At 61.9% G+C, this 16,714-nt stretch carries 15 protein-coding genes; 12 read left to right on the forward strand and 3 right to left on the reverse strand.

The annotated features are described in order from the left end of the window. Positions 1 to 111 precede the first annotated feature (111 nt). The 3 genes from hisI to VKS22_01675 all read left to right on the forward strand — a co-directional run bounded on the left by hisI (position 112) and on the right by VKS22_01675 (position 4,793). Entirely contained in the window at positions 112 to 528 is a 417-nt protein-coding gene (gene hisI / locus VKS22_01665; protein HLW69306.1) for a phosphoribosyl-AMP cyclohydrolase, read from the forward strand. 4 nt (positions 529 to 532) lie between these two features. Next, positions 533 to 1,435, forward strand: a complete 903-nt coding sequence (hisG, locus tag VKS22_01670) for an ATP phosphoribosyltransferase (protein HLW69307.1) — start codon at positions 533 to 535, stop codon at positions 1,433 to 1,435. Positions 1,436 to 1,682: 247 nt separating this feature from the next. After that, entirely contained in the window at positions 1,683 to 4,793 is a 3,111-nt protein-coding gene (locus VKS22_01675; GenBank protein ID HLW69308.1) for an adenylate/guanylate cyclase domain-containing protein, read from the forward strand. 119 nt (positions 4,794 to 4,912) lie between these two features. Here VKS22_01675 and VKS22_01680 read toward each other — a convergent pair whose 3' ends face one another. Continuing rightward, a complete protein-coding gene (locus tag VKS22_01680) occupies positions 4,913 to 6,040 on the reverse strand; it encodes a phosphotransferase family protein (GenBank protein ID HLW69309.1) in 1,128 nt (375 codons plus the stop codon). 54 nt (positions 6,041 to 6,094) lie between these two features. Beyond that, the gene (locus VKS22_01685) at positions 6,095 to 7,291 is read right to left on the reverse strand and encodes an acyl-CoA dehydrogenase family protein (GenBank protein HLW69310.1); all 1,197 of its coding nucleotides are present in this window, start codon (positions 7,289 to 7,291) and stop codon (positions 6,095 to 6,097) included. 160 nt (positions 7,292 to 7,451) lie between these two features. Between VKS22_01685 and VKS22_01690 the strand changes: the two genes are divergently transcribed. Beyond that, a complete protein-coding gene (locus tag VKS22_01690) occupies positions 7,452 to 8,150 on the forward strand; it encodes a VOC family protein (protein HLW69311.1) in 699 nt (232 codons plus the stop codon). A 30-nt stretch (positions 8,151 to 8,180) separates the two neighbouring features. Here VKS22_01690 and VKS22_01695 read toward each other — a convergent pair whose 3' ends face one another. Then, positions 8,181 to 9,389 carry a DEAD/DEAH box helicase gene (locus VKS22_01695; protein ID HLW69312.1) on the reverse strand — a complete coding sequence of 403 codons (1,209 nt, stop codon included), beginning with the start codon at positions 9,387 to 9,389 and terminating at the stop codon, positions 8,181 to 8,183. 248 nt (positions 9,390 to 9,637) lie between these two features. Here VKS22_01695 and VKS22_01700 point away from each other — a divergent pair, with 248 nt between their 5' ends. The 8 genes from VKS22_01700 (at position 9,638) to VKS22_01735 (ending at position 16,691) form a co-directional block, all read left to right on the forward strand. Further along, the gene (locus VKS22_01700; GenBank protein ID HLW69313.1) at positions 9,638 to 10,456 is read left to right on the forward strand and encodes a methane monooxygenase/ammonia monooxygenase subunit C; all 819 of its coding nucleotides are present in this window, start codon (positions 9,638 to 9,640) and stop codon (positions 10,454 to 10,456) included. A 57-nt stretch (positions 10,457 to 10,513) separates the two neighbouring features. Then, positions 10,514 to 11,308 (forward strand): methane monooxygenase/ammonia monooxygenase subunit A, encoded by a 795-nt coding sequence (locus VKS22_01705; protein HLW69314.1) that lies wholly within the window; start codon positions 10,514 to 10,516, stop codon positions 11,306 to 11,308. Between the two features lie 104 nt (positions 11,309 to 11,412). Further along, positions 11,413 to 11,649, forward strand: coding sequence for a hypothetical protein (locus VKS22_01710; GenBank protein HLW69315.1), 237 nt, complete (start codon positions 11,413 to 11,415; stop codon positions 11,647 to 11,649). 132 nt (positions 11,650 to 11,781) lie between these two features. Continuing rightward, entirely contained in the window at positions 11,782 to 13,032 is a 1,251-nt protein-coding gene (locus tag VKS22_01715) for a methane monooxygenase/ammonia monooxygenase subunit B (GenBank protein ID HLW69316.1), read from the forward strand. 25 nt (positions 13,033 to 13,057) lie between these two features. Next, positions 13,058 to 14,098 carry an NAD(P)-dependent alcohol dehydrogenase gene (locus VKS22_01720; GenBank protein ID HLW69317.1) on the forward strand — a complete coding sequence of 347 codons (1,041 nt, stop codon included), beginning with the start codon at positions 13,058 to 13,060 and terminating at the stop codon, positions 14,096 to 14,098. A gap of 33 nt (positions 14,099 to 14,131) precedes the next feature. Continuing rightward, positions 14,132 to 14,527 carry a c-type cytochrome gene (locus VKS22_01725; protein ID HLW69318.1) on the forward strand — a complete coding sequence of 132 codons (396 nt, stop codon included), beginning with the start codon at positions 14,132 to 14,134 and terminating at the stop codon, positions 14,525 to 14,527. Between the two features lie 28 nt (positions 14,528 to 14,555). Then, positions 14,556 to 15,101 carry a hypothetical protein gene (locus VKS22_01730; protein HLW69319.1) on the forward strand — a complete coding sequence of 182 codons (546 nt, stop codon included), beginning with the start codon at positions 14,556 to 14,558 and terminating at the stop codon, positions 15,099 to 15,101. Between the two features lie 21 nt (positions 15,102 to 15,122). Further along, positions 15,123 to 16,691 carry a GMC family oxidoreductase gene (locus tag VKS22_01735; GenBank protein HLW69320.1) on the forward strand — a complete coding sequence of 523 codons (1,569 nt, stop codon included), beginning with the start codon at positions 15,123 to 15,125 and terminating at the stop codon, positions 16,689 to 16,691. Positions 16,692 to 16,714 lie beyond the last annotated feature (23 nt).

Consider the following 16,714-nt stretch of genomic DNA (forward strand, 5'->3'; position numbering starts at 1 on the left):
CCCTTTTAATATGCTGCCGGCCGATCCGTTGACCTCGCCGAGACGGCGTTGAATCGCGCACTCCTTTCGCCAATACTCGATAGCCCAGCAAAAAAATGAAAAAATGAAAAAATGGCTAAATCTGCAGAAATTGATTTCGACAAGAGCGGCGGCGTCATCCCGGTAGTGACGCAGGACTATGCCAGTGGGCGGCTCCTAATGGTCGCCTATATGAATCGCGAGGCCTTCGAGGAGACCGCGCGTACGGGCCGCGCCTGCTACTTCTCGCGCTCGCGCAATCGCTTATGGCGCAAGGGTGAAGAGTCCGGCAACCATCAGACGGTGCGCGAAATCCGCCTCGACTGCGATGCCGACACCATCCTCTTGCGCGTTGATCAGCACGGCGACCAGGTCGCCTGCCACGAGGGCTTCGAGTCCTGTTTCTTCCGCCGCCTCGACGGCGACGCCTGGGTCACCGTCGATACGCGCAAAGTTGATCCCTCGAAATACGGTCCCGGCTACGGTCATCAACCCAAGGCGAGCGCCTGATCCGATGCCTGACCAAAGCATTCTCAAATTCGGCATTCCCAAGGGCAGCCTCGAGGCCCAGACCCTCGAACTGATGCGCAAGTCGGGATGGCGCATTTCAGTCGGCGAGCGCTCCTACATCCCACGCTCCGACGACCCGGCCCTGAGCTGCCGCCTGCTGCGGCCGCAGGAGATGCCCCGTTACATCGCCGATGGCACCCTCGACGCCGGCATCACAGGCAGCGACTGGATCGTCGAAAACGCCGTCGATCTCGTCCAGGTCGAGAGCTTCATCTACTCGAAGGTCTCGCTGCAGCCGACCCGCTGGGTGCTCTGCGTGCCGGAGAAATCTCCGATCCAGCGCCTCGAAGATCTCGCCGGCAAGCGCGTCGCCACCGAGATGGTCGAGTTCACGCGCCGCACGTTCGCCCAGCGTAAAGTTAAAGTAGATGTTGAATTTTCTTGGGGAGTGACCGAGGCCAAAGCCGCCGACGGCCTGGTTGACGCGGTCGTCGAAGTGACCGAAACCGGCTCGTCGCTGCGCGCCAACGGATTGCGGATCGTCGAGGAGCTATTGACCTCGACGCCGGTCCTGGTAGCGAATCAAGCGGCTTGGCTGGATGACTGGAAGCAGGCGAAGATTCGCCAAATCGCCGTGCTCTTCAAGGGCGCGCTTGACGCCGAGCGGCGCGTCGGAATCAAAATGAACGTATCGCACGAGCACCTCGAAGCCGTGATCGCGTTACTGCCGTCGATCACTGCCCCAACGGTCTCACCGCTTTATCCCTCGCCCACCCTGAGAGGCAAGGCGTGGTGCGCGGTCGAGACCGTGATCGCCGAGCAGACCGTGCGCGAGCTTTTCCCACGACTGCTCGAAGCCGGCGCCGTCGGCATCGTCGAGTTTCCGCTCAACAAGATTATCGGCTAACACTGATAAAGCGCATGTAACGAGCAGCTCTTGAGGGAAGAGGTGGTCGCCTCTTCCCTCGGGTAAGCCTATGCGTTGTCAAAGGTGTGGAACCGAAAGCGCGCCCGGCAAGAAGTTCTGTGCCGAGTGTGGCAGCCCGTTATCTGCTGCAGCGGCTTCAACTCAAACCGCTGCAACGGCTCTCCAGCATAGCGACTCGTCGGAGCAGCCGGACGATTCGGCGTTGCCGGAGGGGGAGCGGAAGATTGTGACGGCGCTATTCGCGGATCTCAAGGGCTCGACCCAGTTGATGGAGGATCTCGATCCCGAGGCAGCGCACGCGATCGTCGATCCGGCCCTGCGCATCATGGCCGAGGCGGTCCAGCGCTATGGAGGCTACGTCGCGCGGACCACCGGCGACGGGATCTTTGCGCTGTTCGGCGCGCCGGCGGCCTATGAGGACCATCCGCAGCGCGCGTTGTATGCCGCGCTCCAGATGCAGCAGGAGTTACGCGCGGATGGGCAACGTCGCACCGCCAAGGGGCTGCAATCACTCGAAGCCCGCGTCGGCGTCCACACCGGTGAAGTGGTGGCGTATTCGGTCGAGACCAGCGGGAAGGTGGAGTACCGGCTGGTCGGCCATACCGCCAATCTGGCGGCGCGGCTGGAGTCGCTGGCGCCGGTCGGTTCGATCGCGACCAGCGAGTATACGCGCCAACTCTGCGAGGGCTACTTCGAGTTGCGCGAGTTGGGACCGGTCACGGTCAAAGGCCTCAGCACACCAATCGAAGTATATGAAGTGACCGGGCTCGGCCCGCTGCGATCGCATTTTCAGCTGGCGGCGCGGCGCGGGTTGACGAAGTTTGTCGGCCGTGAGCACGAGCTTGCGCAGATGCGCCGCGCGCTCGAACTCGCGATTGACGGGCAGGGGCAGATCGTCGCGGTGATGGCCGAGGCGGGGACCGGTAAGTCGCGGCTGTTCCACGAATTCAAGGCGACGATTCGGCCGACCTGCAAAGTCCTCGAAGCCTACTCAGTCTCGCACGGCAAGGCGTCGGCGTGGCTGCCGGTGCTGGAGTTGCTGCGCGGCTATTTCGGCATTCACGATACCGACGATGCGGCGGCGCGCCGCGCGAAGGTGGCGGCGGCCCTGTCTGCGCTGGACCCCGCACTGGAAGACACGGAGCCGTACTTGTTCGGTTTGCTCGGCCTCGTCGAGGGTCCCGATCCGATTGCCCAGATGGATCCGCAGATCAAGCGGCAGCGGACGCTCGACGCGATCAAGCGGATCGTCCTGAGAGAAAGCCTGCAACAACCGGTCGTCGTGATCTTCGAGGATCTGCACTGGATCGATGCGCAGACCCAAGCCTTGCTCGACCTGCTGGCCGACGGCATCGCCCGCGCGCGCGTCTTGCTGCTGGTGAACTACCGCCCCGAGTATCGGCACGAGTGGACCAACAAGAGCTACTATGCGCAGCTCCGACTGGATCCGCTGGGCGGCGCGGAGGGGGCCGCGATGCTGGCGGCGCTGCTGGGCGAGGGGGTCGAGCTGGATCCGCTCAAGCGGCTAATTGCGGAGCGCACCGGCGGGAATCCGTTCTTTATCGAAGAGATCGTGCAGGCACTGTTCGACGCGGGCGCGCTGACGCGCAACGGCGTAGTGAAGATGACACGCTCACTCTCGCAACTGCGCTTGCCGCCGACGGTGCAGGGGATGATCGCCGCGCGCATCGATCGGCTGGCAGCCGAGCAGAAAGAATTGTTGCAGACGCTCGCGGTGATCGGGCGGGAGTCGCCGCGGGGCCTGTTAAGACAGATCGCCTCGCTCGCAGATACTCAATTCGAGCGAACGCTCGCCGATTTGCAGGGGGATGAGTTCATTTACGAGCAGCCGACCACCATCGATGTCGAGTACATCTTCAAGCACGCGCTGACCCAGGAGGTCGCCTACAACTCGTTGCTGATTGAACGGCGCAAGCTGCTGCATGAGCGCGTCGGCCAGGCGATCGAGGCGCTGTTCCCCAATCAATTGGAGGACCGCGTCACCGCGCTCGCGCATCACTACAGCCACAGCGACAACGCTGACAAGGCGGTCGAGTATCTAGGGCGCGCCGGCCAGCAGGCGATGCGGCGGTCTGCGCATTTGGCGGCAATCGGCAATTTGAAGCTGGGATTGGAATTCCTGGCGACGTTGCCGGAAACACCTGAACGGGATTGGCAGGAACTCGCATTGCAAGCCGCTCTCGGACCCTCCCTGATGGAAACCAAAGGTGATTCGACACCGGAAGTGGAGGCAGTTTGTAGCCGAGTAGCAGAACTCGGCGAGCGAATTGACGAGACTCAATATGTCTTTGGGGCGCGAGGAGGCTTGTTTCTCAATCGCATGAATAGGGGGCAATTTGAGGCCGCGCACGGAATCGCAACGCAGCTTCTCAGCCTCGCGCGGGCCTCGGACGATCCGGACAAGCTGCTCGTTGCTCATACGTTCATGGGAATAATCCTGTTCTGGACAGGTGAGCTGACAAGCGCTCACGCCCATTTCGAGCAAGCCGCTGAGCGCTTCGATCCGCCGCGGCAGCGGCGTCTTATAGCGCTCTATGGAATGGACATCGCCACGGGTTGCTCCGGGTACGCCGCGTGGCCGCTCTGGATGCTCGGCCGTCCAGACCAGGCTCTCCATAGGACCCGACGAACATTGTCGCTAGCCCAGGAACGAGGCCACTTAAGCAGTTCGGCAATGGCGCTACACCATGCGGCGTTTTGCCATGTATTCCGCAGAGAACCCCGGATTGCACGCGAATTGTTGGAGGCCGGACTGGCGCTGGCAAACGAGCACGGATTTGGGTTCTGGACAGCGCTGGATAATATTCTGCTGGGTCGGGCGCTTGCACAATCCAGTCAGGAACCAGAAGGTATCGCGCACATGGAGGAGGGGCTCGAAGCTGCGCGCGCGAGAGGATTAGGTCTCGAACTGACCTACGGCGCGCTTGCTGAAGCGTATGCGAATACGGGACGAGCCGCCGAGGGTCTGAGATTGATCGGAGAGACCTTGGCGACCGTGAGCGGTATTGGGCAGAACTCGACTGAGCCGGAACTGCATCGGATAAAAGGTGAGCTCCTACTCCTGGAAGATCGCTCCGAGCTTGGGGAGGCAGAGCGTTGTTTTCGAACCGCCATCGAAAAAGCGCAGCGCATTGGCGCGAAGTCCTGGGAATTGCGTGCGACTACCAGTCTGGCGCAGCTTCTTGGGAAGCACGGCCGTCGCGCCGAGGCGCGTGCGATGCTCGCAGAGATCTACAACTGGTTCACCGAGGGCTTCGACACCCTCGATCTCATCGAAGCCAAGGCCCTGCTCGACGAACTCAACCAAGAATCTTGACGCAGCTCCAGGGGGCGGCCGAGTCCGCGAGGCGCGGTCAAAGTAAAGACTCGCCTGCTCGCTCCGCGCGGCAACTGATCCTGGCCGCGCGTCGCAGACTCCGCCGCCCCCTCGCTCCGCTAGTGCCCGAAGCCGAGCTTGGCCACGATTTCGGCGGCCGTGCGCGCGAGGATCGGAGGCTGGATACCCATCCGGCCGAAGCGCGGATCGTGGGTCTGGCCGCGCACGAAGCGCACATAAATCTGCTGGACGACGGTCGCGGTCTTCCACAGCCCAAACGCGCGATAGTACGGAGCGTCGCGCACGTCGCGGCCTGAGCGCTGCCCATAGCGCTCGACCAGCTCATCTCGAGTCATAAATCCGGGCAGCGTCGTATGCGCATGGCCCTCGCTGAGCGCGATGAGATCGGCCGGGTCATCGGCGTCGCGCCAATAATTCAACGCGACCCCCAAATCGATCAGCGGGTCGCCCAGCGTGGACATCTCCCAATCAAAGACGCCGACCACCGCGCCTGAATTATCGGGCGCGAACATCACATTGTGCAGATAGAAGTCGTTGTGCATCAGGACCGGCTTCTGCGCTGTCGGCAGGTTATCGAGGAACCACGCGCCGAGCCGGTTCATCAACGGCATCTCTTCGGTCTTGGCCTTTTCCCAGCGATCCATCCAACCCGCGATCTGGCGCTTGAGGAAACCGTCGGGACGGCCCAGTCCGGCGAGCCCGAGCTGCTCGTAATCCACCGCGTGGAGATCGGCCAGCGCGTCGATAAAGCCCTCGGACATCGCGCGGCAGGTCGCCGGATCGGTCTTGATCGCGGGGTCCAGCGGATGGCGATTCGGCATCGTAAAGCCGGCCTTGCGCTGCATCACGAAGAATGGCGCGCCGATAATCGACACATCGTCGGAGAAGAGAATCGCGCGCGGCGCCTGTTTGAAGCCCTCCCACAGCCGCGACAGCACGCGATACTCGCGCGCCATGTCGTGACCGCCGGGCGGCAGCGGTCCGAAGGGCGGGCGGCGCACAACCCATTCCTGAACGACCCCTTCGCGATCGTCGCCGAAGCGTAACAGATAGGTGAGGTTCGAGTGGCCGCCGTGAAACTGCTTCACCACCAGCGGCTGCTCGGCGCCGGGCACCCGATGCTCCCGCAGGTAGTCCACCAGCCGGCGCCAATCGAGCTGCTCTTCTTCGCGCACTTCGCCAAATTCGGGAAGCGGCTGAGTCAAGTCTTCTACGTGGTCTGCCATGCTTGAAGCAGATAGCGCCAGGTGAACTGCCGGATCAAGGCCGCCCGCTGCGACTCACTTCCACTTGCGGCATTCGCGCCGCGCGATCTGCATCCGATGGACCTCGTCGGGACCGTCGACGATCCGCATCGCACGATTCTCGCGCCAAAAGCGCGCGATCGGCGTGTCGTCGCTGACGCCAAGCGCGCCGTGCAACTGGATCGCGCGGTCGAGCACGCTCATCACCATGTTCGCCGCCTGCACCTTAATCATCGCGATCTCCTGCCGCGCCTCGCGCTTGCCCGCGGTGTCGATCTTCCACGCCGCCTGCATCACGGCCAGGCGGGTCGAATCGATCTCGATCCGCGAATCGGCGATCCATTGCTGGACGTTAGCCTTGTCGGCCAGCAGGCTGCCGTGAGTGAAGCGGGTGTTGGCGCGTTTGCACATCAGTTCGAGCGCGCGTTCGGCGACTCCGATATTGCGCATGCAGTGATGAATCCGCCCCGGGCCCAGCCGCGCCTGCGCGATCGCAAAGCCGTCGCCTTCGCGCCCGAGCAGATTGGTCACCGGCACCTTGCAATCCTGATAGAGGATCTCGCAGTGACCACCGCCCCCCGCATGACCCATCACCGAGACCGGCCGCACCAGGTTAAATCCCGGTGTGTCGGTCGGCACGATCATCATGCTGGCGCGCTTGTGCGCTTCCGCGTTGGGGTCGGTGACGACCATCGCGATCGCGAAGCCCGCGCCGATCGCCCCCGAGGTGAACCACTTATGCCCGTTGATACTGTAGTAGTCGCCCGCGCGCGTCGCCCGCGTCGCCAGATGGGTCGGGTCCGAGCCCGGCGTCTCCGGTTCGGTCATCGAGAAGCAGGTGCGCATCTCGCCTTCGAGGCAGGGCGCGAGCCATCGTTTCTTTTGCTCAGCTGTGCCGAAGTCCGCGAGGACCTCCATGTTGCCGGTATCGGGGGCCTGGCAGTTGAAGGCGCGCGAGCCGATTGGGCTGCGGCCCATGATCTCTGAGAGCGGCGCGTATTCGGCCACTTTGAGGCCGCGTCCATGCTCCTCGTCGGGCATGAAGAGATTCCACAAGCCGGCAGACTTGGCCTTGCGCCGCACCGCCTTGAGGCTCTCGGGCTCGAGATGCTCCTTGCCGTGCGTGTTCATCTCTTCCTCGACCGCCTTCTCGATCGGGTAGACATTCTCGTGCATAAAGGCGGTGACTTGCCGCTGAAAGTCTTTGACCTTGGGAGAAAGTTCAAAATCCACTATGGTTCCTCGGGAGCGCGAGCAGTCTCGCGGCACAATTACAGAAAAGCGCTTCCGCGTTCAAACTGACGCCAGCCGGCATAAGCCCGATTTGACGAGCGGACCGCAGATTGACTAGATCAGGTCTTCAATTCCCAGCGCCCTCGAGGAGCTAACAACGATGGAATTCAATCGGCCCCAGGTGGACGTCGGTATTTTCACCCAAAGAATCGACGCGATGAAGGCCTTCTATGGCGACAACCTCGGCCTGCAATTCGAATCGGTATTGCCGGTCGGCGGCGGCTTCACGCAGCATCGCTATATCGCCAACGGTTCGATCATCAAGCTGATGGAGTCGCGCGAGCCGCTGCCGCGCCGTCATCCGGGCGGCTACGAGACGCTGGTAATAGCCACTGACGGCGTTTCTCAACCGGAGGCGATTAATGACCCGGACGGCAATACGATCGAGCTCGTGCCGCGCGGTCATCCCGGCATCACTCAGCAGATCGGCGTCAGGCTAGGGGTTAGTGACGTTGATCTGTTCGATGAATTTTATTCCAAAGCCGTTGAAGCCAAGCTGCTTGGGAACCATCGCTATCAGATCGGTGAAACCATTTTTGCTACTTTCCGACATCCGCTCGCGCGTCAGACCAAGCCGGCGCCGATGGCGAACCTGCTCGACGTCGTCAAATCGATGGCCGCGCTCGGGATTCGCTACGTGACCCTGCAGGTCAAGAACTGCGACGCGGCCTTTGCGGCTCTGACCGCGGCGGGCGCCAATGTCGGCGTCGCGCCGGCTAATTTCGGCGATGTGGCGCGGGCGGCTTTCGTGCGCGATCCTGACGGCAACTACATCGAACTCGCGCAGCGCCCGATCTAGAAAGCCGCAGTCAGTCCGCGGCGCCGCGACTTACGCCCAGCGCGAGCGCGGACGGTTTCTCGTCGAGCGCCCATGGCCCGAACGAAACAACACCACCGGCTTGGGCGCGGTGATCTCAGGCTGCGTGAAGCCCTCGACGATCTCCCGTTCGAGCGTGATTCCGAGCGTGCGCTCGATCCGCCCCAGCGACAGGCGCTCCTCGGGAGTAACCAGACTGATCGCATGGCCCTCGCGGCCGGCGCGCGCCGTCCGCCCGATCCGATGGATATAATTCTCGGGCTCGTCGGGCAGATCGTAGTTGATAATGTGCGAGACTCCCGGAATATCGAGACCGCGCGCGGCCACATCCGTCGCCACCAGGATCCGATACGCCCGCCGCCGGAAGCCCGCGAGGGCTGCCGTGCGCTGGCTCTGCGATAGATCGCCGTGAATCGCGATCGCCTTGGCGCCGCTGCGCTTGAGCGCCGCCGCCACCCGATCAGTGCGGCTCTTCGTGCGCGCGAAGACAATCGCGCTCTCGACTTCGGGACGCCGCAGAAGCGCGAATAGAAGCGCCTGCTTGTCCGCCTGCGCTACCGTGCACAGCGTCTGTACGATCGCCGCCGGCGGCGCCGCCTTGTCGCCGATATTCACCCGTTGCGGCTGATGCAGGAACTCGCGCGCAATTCCGCTCGCTTCCGTCCCCATCGTCGCCGAGAACATCAGGGTCTGGCGCTTGGCCGGCGCCAGCTTCATGATTTTCCGTACCTGCGGCATAAAGCCCATGTCGAGCAGCCGGTCAGCCTCGTCGATCACCACTGCAGTCAGATGGTTGAGCTTGACGTAGCCGCGCTCGAGATGGTCAAGCAGCCGCCCCGGACAGGCAATCAGGACCTGTGCGCCGGCGTGGATTTCGTCGATCTGACGGCGCATCGATTCGCCGCCGACTATCACTGCGGCGCGCATACCGGTATGGCGTGCGAGGATTTGGAACTCGCGGCCAACCTGAGCAGCCAGCTCGCGGGTCGGTTCGATCACCAGCATCGAGGCCGGTCGGGCGCCCTCGCGATGCATTCGATCGATAAGAGGGATCAGGAACGCGGCGGTCTTGCCACTGCCGGTCTCGGCGGTAGCAATCACATCGACGCCGCTCTGGATCAGCGGAATGGCGCCGGTCTGAATCGGGGTGGCCACCGAATGGCCGCGGTCGCGAATTGAGCGATTGAGTTCGGGCGAAAGGGTAAAAGCAGTGAACGACAAGCGAATCCTTTTGGTTGGTCAGCCGGGATGCGGCGTCAGGGCTGGGTGATTTTTCGGAGTGAAGGCGGCGCAAACTGCGCCGTAATAAGTCCGGGCCATAGATGAAGTTAACCGAAGGTTATACGAACGGCGCACACCGCGCAATCCGCCCCGACGCCAAGTATCCCGAGAACCTAGGCCGATGGTTGACGCCCGGACGGAATCAGCTATAACCGTTGAAGGAATATCCGGGTTGAGGAGAGACTGCCATGGCAATCAAAGGTTCCGTTGCCGAAGTTAGCCGGCTTGCGGGTCGCGCGCCGACCGACTGGATGGGCGGCTGGCGAACGCTGTTCATCGGCTGCGCCGCTTTGCTCGCGTGCAATCTGTTTCTATGGATCTGGGATTACAAATTCGCCCTGACCGTCGGCCTCGATTCCAGCACTCACGCCTTCACGACGCACTACCGCGCGCTCTTCTGGGGCGAGCTCCTGTCGCTCGGCGCCCTTACCGGCGTCTGGTACGGATGGCTGATGCGCACCGGACGCGCCCTCGAGGGCCAGCCGATTGCCCCGGCCGAGGAAGTCCGGCGCATCGCCGTGCTCTGGGGTATCATTGGCGCAACCAGCCTCTCGTTATACATCGAGGCGAGCTTCTGGCCTGAATGGGACGGCGCCTGGCATCAGACCATGGTGCGCGATACCGCACTGACGCCGACTCACATCCCGATGTTCTACTTCTTCTTCCCGCTCTCGATCATTCTTGCCCTCGGCGCCTACCTCTACGGTACCTATCGGATCCCCGCGCTTTATGCTTGGAAGAAGGGCTTTCCGTGGTCATTCTTTCTTCTCATCACCGCCGCCGTGCTCGAGACCGTGCAGGTCGCCTTCAACGAATGGGGTCACAGCCTGTGGCTCTCCGAAGAGTTTTTCTCGGTGCCTTTTCATTGGCCATTCGTGACGTACGGATGGCTCGCCAGCGGGATGTTCGCAGTCTGGGGCGAGACTATCATCCGGTTGTTCGGCATCGAAAAAGAGGCGCGCACCGTCGAGATTCCGGCGCAAACCGCGGCTGCCGGCGGCCGTTAGACTGAACTACTACTAATCAGACTGCGACCAGCGCGAGACCGGGGAGACAGGGAAAGTATGGCGGCGACGACGACCACTGGAATGACGGCGGCGGAAAAAGCCAAGCGGCTCGAACTGCGCGATCTGCTTAACGCTAAATACCAATGGATCGATCGCACTTGGGACGCGGTTTTCTGGCTCACCGCTATCTTCGTCGTCGGCGGGGCCGCCGACATCACGAAACTGCTCTTCGCCGGCGACTGGGATTTCTGGACTGACTGGAAAGACCCGCAATGGTGGCCGGTCGTCACCGCCTTCGCCACGATCATCATTCCCTCGGCGCTGCAATGGATTCAGTGGGTGGCCTGGCGCTTCCCCACCGGAGCGACCTACACCTGCACCTGCCTGTTCCTCGCGAGCTGGATCGGGCGTTGGTTCCAGTGGCACATCGCCGAGTCCTATCCGATCAACTTTGTCTGGCCGATCTCGACCATTCCGGCAGCGATAATCCTCGATTGGCTGCTGATGAAGACGCGCAGCTTCCTCCTCACCTCGCTGATCGGCGGTCCGGTTTGGGCCGTAATGATATGGGGCTTCAACTACATACCGCTTGCCCCATACCTTCAGCCGGTGCAATTCATGCATCATGTTCTGACGGTGTCTGACGTGCAGGGCATCGCCTACATCCGCTCGCAGACCCCCGAGTACATGCGTCATATCGAGCGCGGCGCCCTGCGCAGCTTCCTCGGCGAGACTCAGTATGTCTCGCTGGTCTTTGGGGGCTCGCTCGCGATGCTCGGTTATTGGGTCGGACAGCTTATCGGGCGCTACCTCGCGGTCTGGCCCATCGGCAAATACATCAAGACTTATTGAGCACGGTCACGATTATAGAGTTCGCTGGTTAGGCCAGGTTTGAGCGCAAGTTCGGGGACAATTTTGGAGCACAATTTCTAGGACGATTCTCAAGGACAATTTCGATGTTCACCAAAAATAGAATGCTGCGCAGTCTCGTTATCGTCGCAACTTGGATTCCGCTCGCCGCCGGCGTTGCCCACGCCCACGGCGGCATGGCTGGGCCGGACGAGATGGGCCCGCCGGTCGGCACTGCGATCGCGATCGGCCTCGCCTGCTACTACCTGATTACTTTATGGCCGCGCCGCGGCGAGAACGACGGGCGTAAATCGACCACCCGCGCATCCGAACGCGGCCGATAGGCGCTGCGGGTAAATTCGCTGGGGGCTTAGAGGCTGCGGGTCAGAAACTACTCTCTCCCGCTCTATTTTAAGAGGGGCTGCGGGAAAGTCCGGCGAATCTGTCTGCCGCCAGAATTCACTTAAGGGGTCAGCGTGAGACATTCGCGTTACGCATCAATCCTGTGGCTCGCCATCTTCGCCCTCGCAAGCCTTCCGCGCGTCGCCTTTGCGCATGGCGAGGCGGCCGACGAGCCTTTCCTCAAGGATCTCACGGTTGCCTTTTACGACGTCCATATCTCCCCAACCTCGGTTAAAGTCGGCGAGCCAGTGACGATTACCGGCAAACTGACCGTGCTCGATACCTGGCCCTACACGCTCGACCCGCCGCACACTGCGTACATCACCCCGGTTGTGCCCGGACCGGTCTTTGCCCTGACCGATCGCATCGTCAATGGCGACCCTGACTTCGGCTCGATTCTCGTCGAGAAGGGCGGGACTTACGAATACAGCATGACGATGCTCGGTCGTGATCCGGGCCACTGGCACGTTCATCCGGGGATCGCCATCCAAGGCACCGGTACGCTGATTGGCCCAGGCGAGTGGGTGACGGTCGAGCCCAGCGGCAAGCCCTTTGCATTGCCGGTCACGCTGCTTTCGGGCAAGACCGTTGACCTGGAGCATCTCGGCGGCCAATTCGTCTGGTGGTGGTCTTTCGCCAGTTTCGTCATCGGGATGGCCTGGATGGTTTACTGGACGGTGCCGAAGCGCACCGTTACCCGGCTAGCGGTTACGTCGCAGCTTCCGGTCAACGACGACGCGCCGGACATCGGCCTCATCACGCCGCGCGATCATTTCTGGATGGATTTGCTGGCCGGCCTCACGATCGTGATGCTGGTCGTCGGCTGGGTCCGGATGGCGGTGAAATATCCCGTGCGCTTGCCCCAGCAGACCGATCGCTTCGAGCCGGTCTCGCTGACGCCCGACGTGCACATGGCCAAACTGCATTCGAGCGGCGCGACCTTCGACGATCACACCGATACGCTAGTGATCAACGCAGAAGTGAAAAACATCAGCGCTAATCCCATTACGCTCAAGCGTTACGTTATCGCGATGGCGTCGTTCGTTAATGGCGGACAGGAGGAACTGACCGTCGCCGGACCGGCCGATTACGTGAATGCTCTGAAAGTGGACCCGGACGGTCCCATCGCTCCCGGCGAGACGCGCAAAGTCACTTTAACCATGAGCGCTCCGATCTTCGATCAGGAACGCCTGATCCCGTTGCATGACCCGCAACAACTGATCGCCGGGCTCGTCGGCTTTACCGACAGCCAAGGCCACGGCGACATGATCAATCTGAAATCGATCCTGATACCGACGGAATTCCGCCCGCAGTATCTACCCTGACGCGCTGATCTGAGGTTAAGCAATCATGAAGGCGGCGGTCCTGAACGGCTACGATACGACCCTCAGCCGGACCGAATTCGTAACCTTGCAGGAAGTGCCGGAACCACGCATTCAGGCCCCCACTGACGTCATCGTCCGCATCGGTGGCGCGGGCGTCTGCCGCACCGACCTTCACATTATCGAGGGGCTGTGGCGCGACCGCGTGCCGGTCGCTCTTCCTTACATCATGGGGCATGAGAATGCCGGTTGGGTCGAAGCCGTCGGCAACTCGGTTGAGAGCGTCAAGGTTGGCGACCCGGTCATCTGCCATCCGCTGCTCAGCAAGGGCGAAACGCTCGCGGGACGGCGCGGCAATGATATGCATGCTGGCGGCGCGTTTCCCGGTATCGATTCCAACGGCGGCTATGCCGAACTGCTCAAGACCGCCGAGCGCGCGCTGATCAAACTACCCAAAACCCTCGCGCCGAAGGACGTCGCACCCTACGCCGATGCCGGCTTGACCGCCTACCACGTCGCGAAAAAGGCCGCGCGCCATCTGCTGCCGGGCGAGTCCGCGGTCGTGATTGGCGCGGGCGGCCTCGGCCATATCGGCATTCAGGCGCTGAAAGCACTCTGCGCCGCCAGGATCATTGTGGTTGATCGCTCCGAACTTGCGCTCAATCTGGCCATGGAATCCGGCGCCGACCACACGGTCATCGCCGACGGCAACGAGGTCGAGGTCGTCCTCGCACTAACCAACCGCAATGGCGCCGAGGCCGTCCTCGATTTCGTCGGCGAAGGCGCCGCCGTCGCCAACGGCCTCGCGATGACGCGCAACGCGGGCTATTACTACATCGTTGGCTACGGCGGCAAAGTCGAAATCGCTACGATGGAAATGATCGTCACCGAGAAAACCATCGTGGGGAACCTGGTCGGCACCTATCCCGATCTGGTCGAACTGATGGCGCTGGCTGATCGCGGCCTCGTCAATCTCGCGACCAGGGAATACAAGCTGAGCGCGGCGAATTCCGCCTTGCACGATCTCAAGAATGGCGCCGTCAAGGGTCGCGCCGTCCTGATTCCCTGACCCGCGGCGCCGGACGATTTGCTGATAACGATCATGCCTGTGCGCGCGAGTCTTTGCGGCCCCACTTTCATCGTTATCGCCTTAATGGCCCTGGCGCGGCCCGCACGTGGCCAGGCTGTCGGCGCGACTGGAGCCAGCCCTGCCGCGCGTGATCAAGCGGCGCAGATCTTCGACGAGCGCTGCTCCGCGTGTCATGGCGCCGAGGGCCGTGGCGACGGTCCCGGGGCCGCCGCGCTCAAGCCCAAACCGATCAATTTTCACAATCTGAACTGGCAGAAGTCGGTCTCGGACGCTCAGATCGCCAAGGCTATCGTGTATGGTGGAAGCGCCGTCGGACTGAGTAATCAGATGGCCGCGAATCCTGACCTCGAAGATGAACCCGATGTTGTGAATGCATTGGTCGCGCACGTGCGCGAACTCGGTAAATAGCCACAGCAAAGCCGGATACGGTGAAGAGATGAATCGACGCGAGTTTCTGAAAAAGAGCGCGATCGTTACGGCGGGCGCCGCGGCCGCGGCTTCAACCGGAGCGGCGGTAGTGGGCTACGCCGCTGACGCGGCGGCAGGCAAGCTGACTGTGCTCAATGAGCACGAGGCCACCACGATCCTCCACGTGGCGCGTCAGATCTTTCCGCACGATCACCTCGCCGACGCGGCCTATCAGCCGACCGTTGAGGATCTCGACGCAGAGGCCGCCAAGACGCCGGCGACCGCGAAAATCCTCCATGACGGGGTTGCGCAGCTCGACGGCGCGGGCTCAAAGCAATTCATCGCGATGACGCCTGACGAGCAGGTGGCGGCGCTCAAGCAGATTCAGGATTCGCCCTTCTTTCAAAAAGTACACAGTACGGAAGTCGTCTCGCTCTACAACAATCATGCGGTCTGGAAGCAGTTCGGTTATCCGGGCGCGTCATATCCGTTCGGCGGCTATATCCATCATGGGTTCAACGATCTGAACTGGCTACCCGACCCGCCGGAATTTGCCAGCCCCAAACCAGCCTAGCGAGCACAACAGGGACGCGACGTGGCGAAATACGATCTCAAGGACGACTCAGTCGTCGTCATTATCGGCTCGGGTGCAGGCGGAGGCACGCTTGCTAACGAACTCTGCCGGAAGGGCTTCAAGGTTGTCCTGCTCGAAGCCGGCAAGCGTCAGTCCTCGGCGACCTTTCACAATGACGAGTGGGCGGCTTTCAACCAGCTCGCCTGGCTCGACAAGCGCACGACCTCCGGCAGTTGGCGGATCGCGAAGGACTTTCCCAACCTGCCGGCCTGGACCTGCAAGACCGTGGGCGGCACGACCACCCATTGGGCGGGCGCCTCGTTGCGCCTGCAGGAGCACGAGTTCAAGACCAGGACGATCTATTCAGGCGTGTCCGGCGCCAACCTGCTGGACTGGCCGATTACCCTCGCCGAGCTCGAGCCTTACTACGCGCGCGCCGAAAACAAGATGGGCGTGACGCGGACCAACGACATTCCTGGGCTGCCCGGCAACAATAACTTCAAGGTAATGTACAACGGCGCAACCAAAGTCGGGTACAAGACCGTCCATACCGGGCGGATGGCGATAAACAGCCGTCCGCGCGACGATCGCTCGTCGTGTTGGCAACTGGGATTTTGTTTTCAGGGTTGTAAGTCCGGCGCGAAATGGTCAACGCTCTATACTGAGATTCCGAAAGCCGAGGCCACCGGCAAGCTCGACCTACGGCCGCAGTCGCAGGCGCTGCAAATCCTGACGGATGCGAGCGGCAAAGCTTCGGGCGTACTCTATGCCGATAAGACCGGCCGGCAGAATGTACAAAAGGCGCGGATCGTCTGCGTCGCCTGCAACTCGATCGAGACCGCGCGGCTCCTGCTCAATTCTCATTCGTCACAGTTCGCGAACGGTTTGGCTAACTCATCGGGTCAGGTCGGCAAGAACTACATGCGCCACACCACCGGATCGGTCTATGGGATTTTCAAAGACCCGGTGCATATGTATCGCGGCACGGTGATGGCCGGGATCATTCAGGACGAAGCCGGCCTCAATCCCAAGCGGGGCTTCGCGGGCGGCTTCGAGTTTGAGACTATCTCACTTGGCTTACCCTTCGCCGCGGCTTTTCTGAATCCCGGCGCATGGGGCCGCGATTATGCGCGCCAGCTCGAACGCTTCAACAATATGGCCGGGATGTGGATTGTCGGCGAAGATATGCCGCAGGCAACCAACGCCGTGACGCTCCATCCGAGCGAGAAGGATCAATTCGGACTGCCGATTCCGAACGTCCATTACGACGATCATCCGAACGACCTCGCGATGCGCACCTATGCCTACAAGCAGGGCGCCGCGATCTACGACGCGGTTGGCGCCGTCGAGACCATCGCGGTGCCGCCCTACCCCTCAACCCACAATCTCGGCACAGCGCGGATGAGTGAAAAGCCGGACGATGGCGTCTGCAACAAGTGGGGTCAGACGCACGATCACAAGAATCTGTTTATCTCCGACGGCAGCCAGTTTACGACCAGCGCCGGGGAAAATCCGACGCTTACTATCGTCACACTGGCTATCCGCCAGGCGGATCACATCGCCGCAGAGAGCACGAAAAGAAATCTGTAGTATTCAGAAAGTAGTATTCGATT

The organism is Candidatus Binataceae bacterium, from assembly GCA_035308025.1.
Classification (GTDB): Bacteria; Desulfobacterota; Binatia; order Binatales; family Binataceae; genus JAJPHI01.

What these genes read in the sequence shown, in the direction of transcription:
- VKS22_01725 (HLW69318.1), top strand. Translation starts at nt 14,132, where the DNA reads ATGCCTGTGCGCGCGAGTCTTTGCGGCCCCACTTTCATCGTTATCGCC.
- VKS22_01710 (HLW69315.1), top strand. Translation starts at nt 11,413, where the DNA reads ATGTTCACCAAAAATAGAATGCTGCGCAGTCTCGTTATCGTCGCAACT.
- VKS22_01705 (HLW69314.1), top strand. Translation starts at nt 10,514, where the DNA reads ATGGCGGCGACGACGACCACTGGAATGACGGCGGCGGAAAAAGCCAAG.
- hisI (HLW69306.1), top strand. Translation starts at nt 112, where the DNA reads ATGGCTAAATCTGCAGAAATTGATTTCGACAAGAGCGGCGGCGTCATC.
- VKS22_01720 (HLW69317.1), top strand. Translation starts at nt 13,058, where the DNA reads ATGAAGGCGGCGGTCCTGAACGGCTACGATACGACCCTCAGCCGGACC.
- VKS22_01680 (HLW69309.1), bottom strand. Translation starts at nt 6,040, where the DNA reads ATGGCAGACCACGTAGAAGACTTGACTCAGCCGCTTCCCGAATTTGGC.
- VKS22_01690 (HLW69311.1), top strand. Translation starts at nt 7,452, where the DNA reads ATGGAATTCAATCGGCCCCAGGTGGACGTCGGTATTTTCACCCAAAGA.
- VKS22_01730 (HLW69319.1), top strand. Translation starts at nt 14,556, where the DNA reads ATGAATCGACGCGAGTTTCTGAAAAAGAGCGCGATCGTTACGGCGGGC.
- hisG (HLW69307.1), top strand. Translation starts at nt 533, where the DNA reads ATGCCTGACCAAAGCATTCTCAAATTCGGCATTCCCAAGGGCAGCCTC.
- VKS22_01700 (HLW69313.1), top strand. Translation starts at nt 9,638, where the DNA reads ATGGCAATCAAAGGTTCCGTTGCCGAAGTTAGCCGGCTTGCGGGTCGC.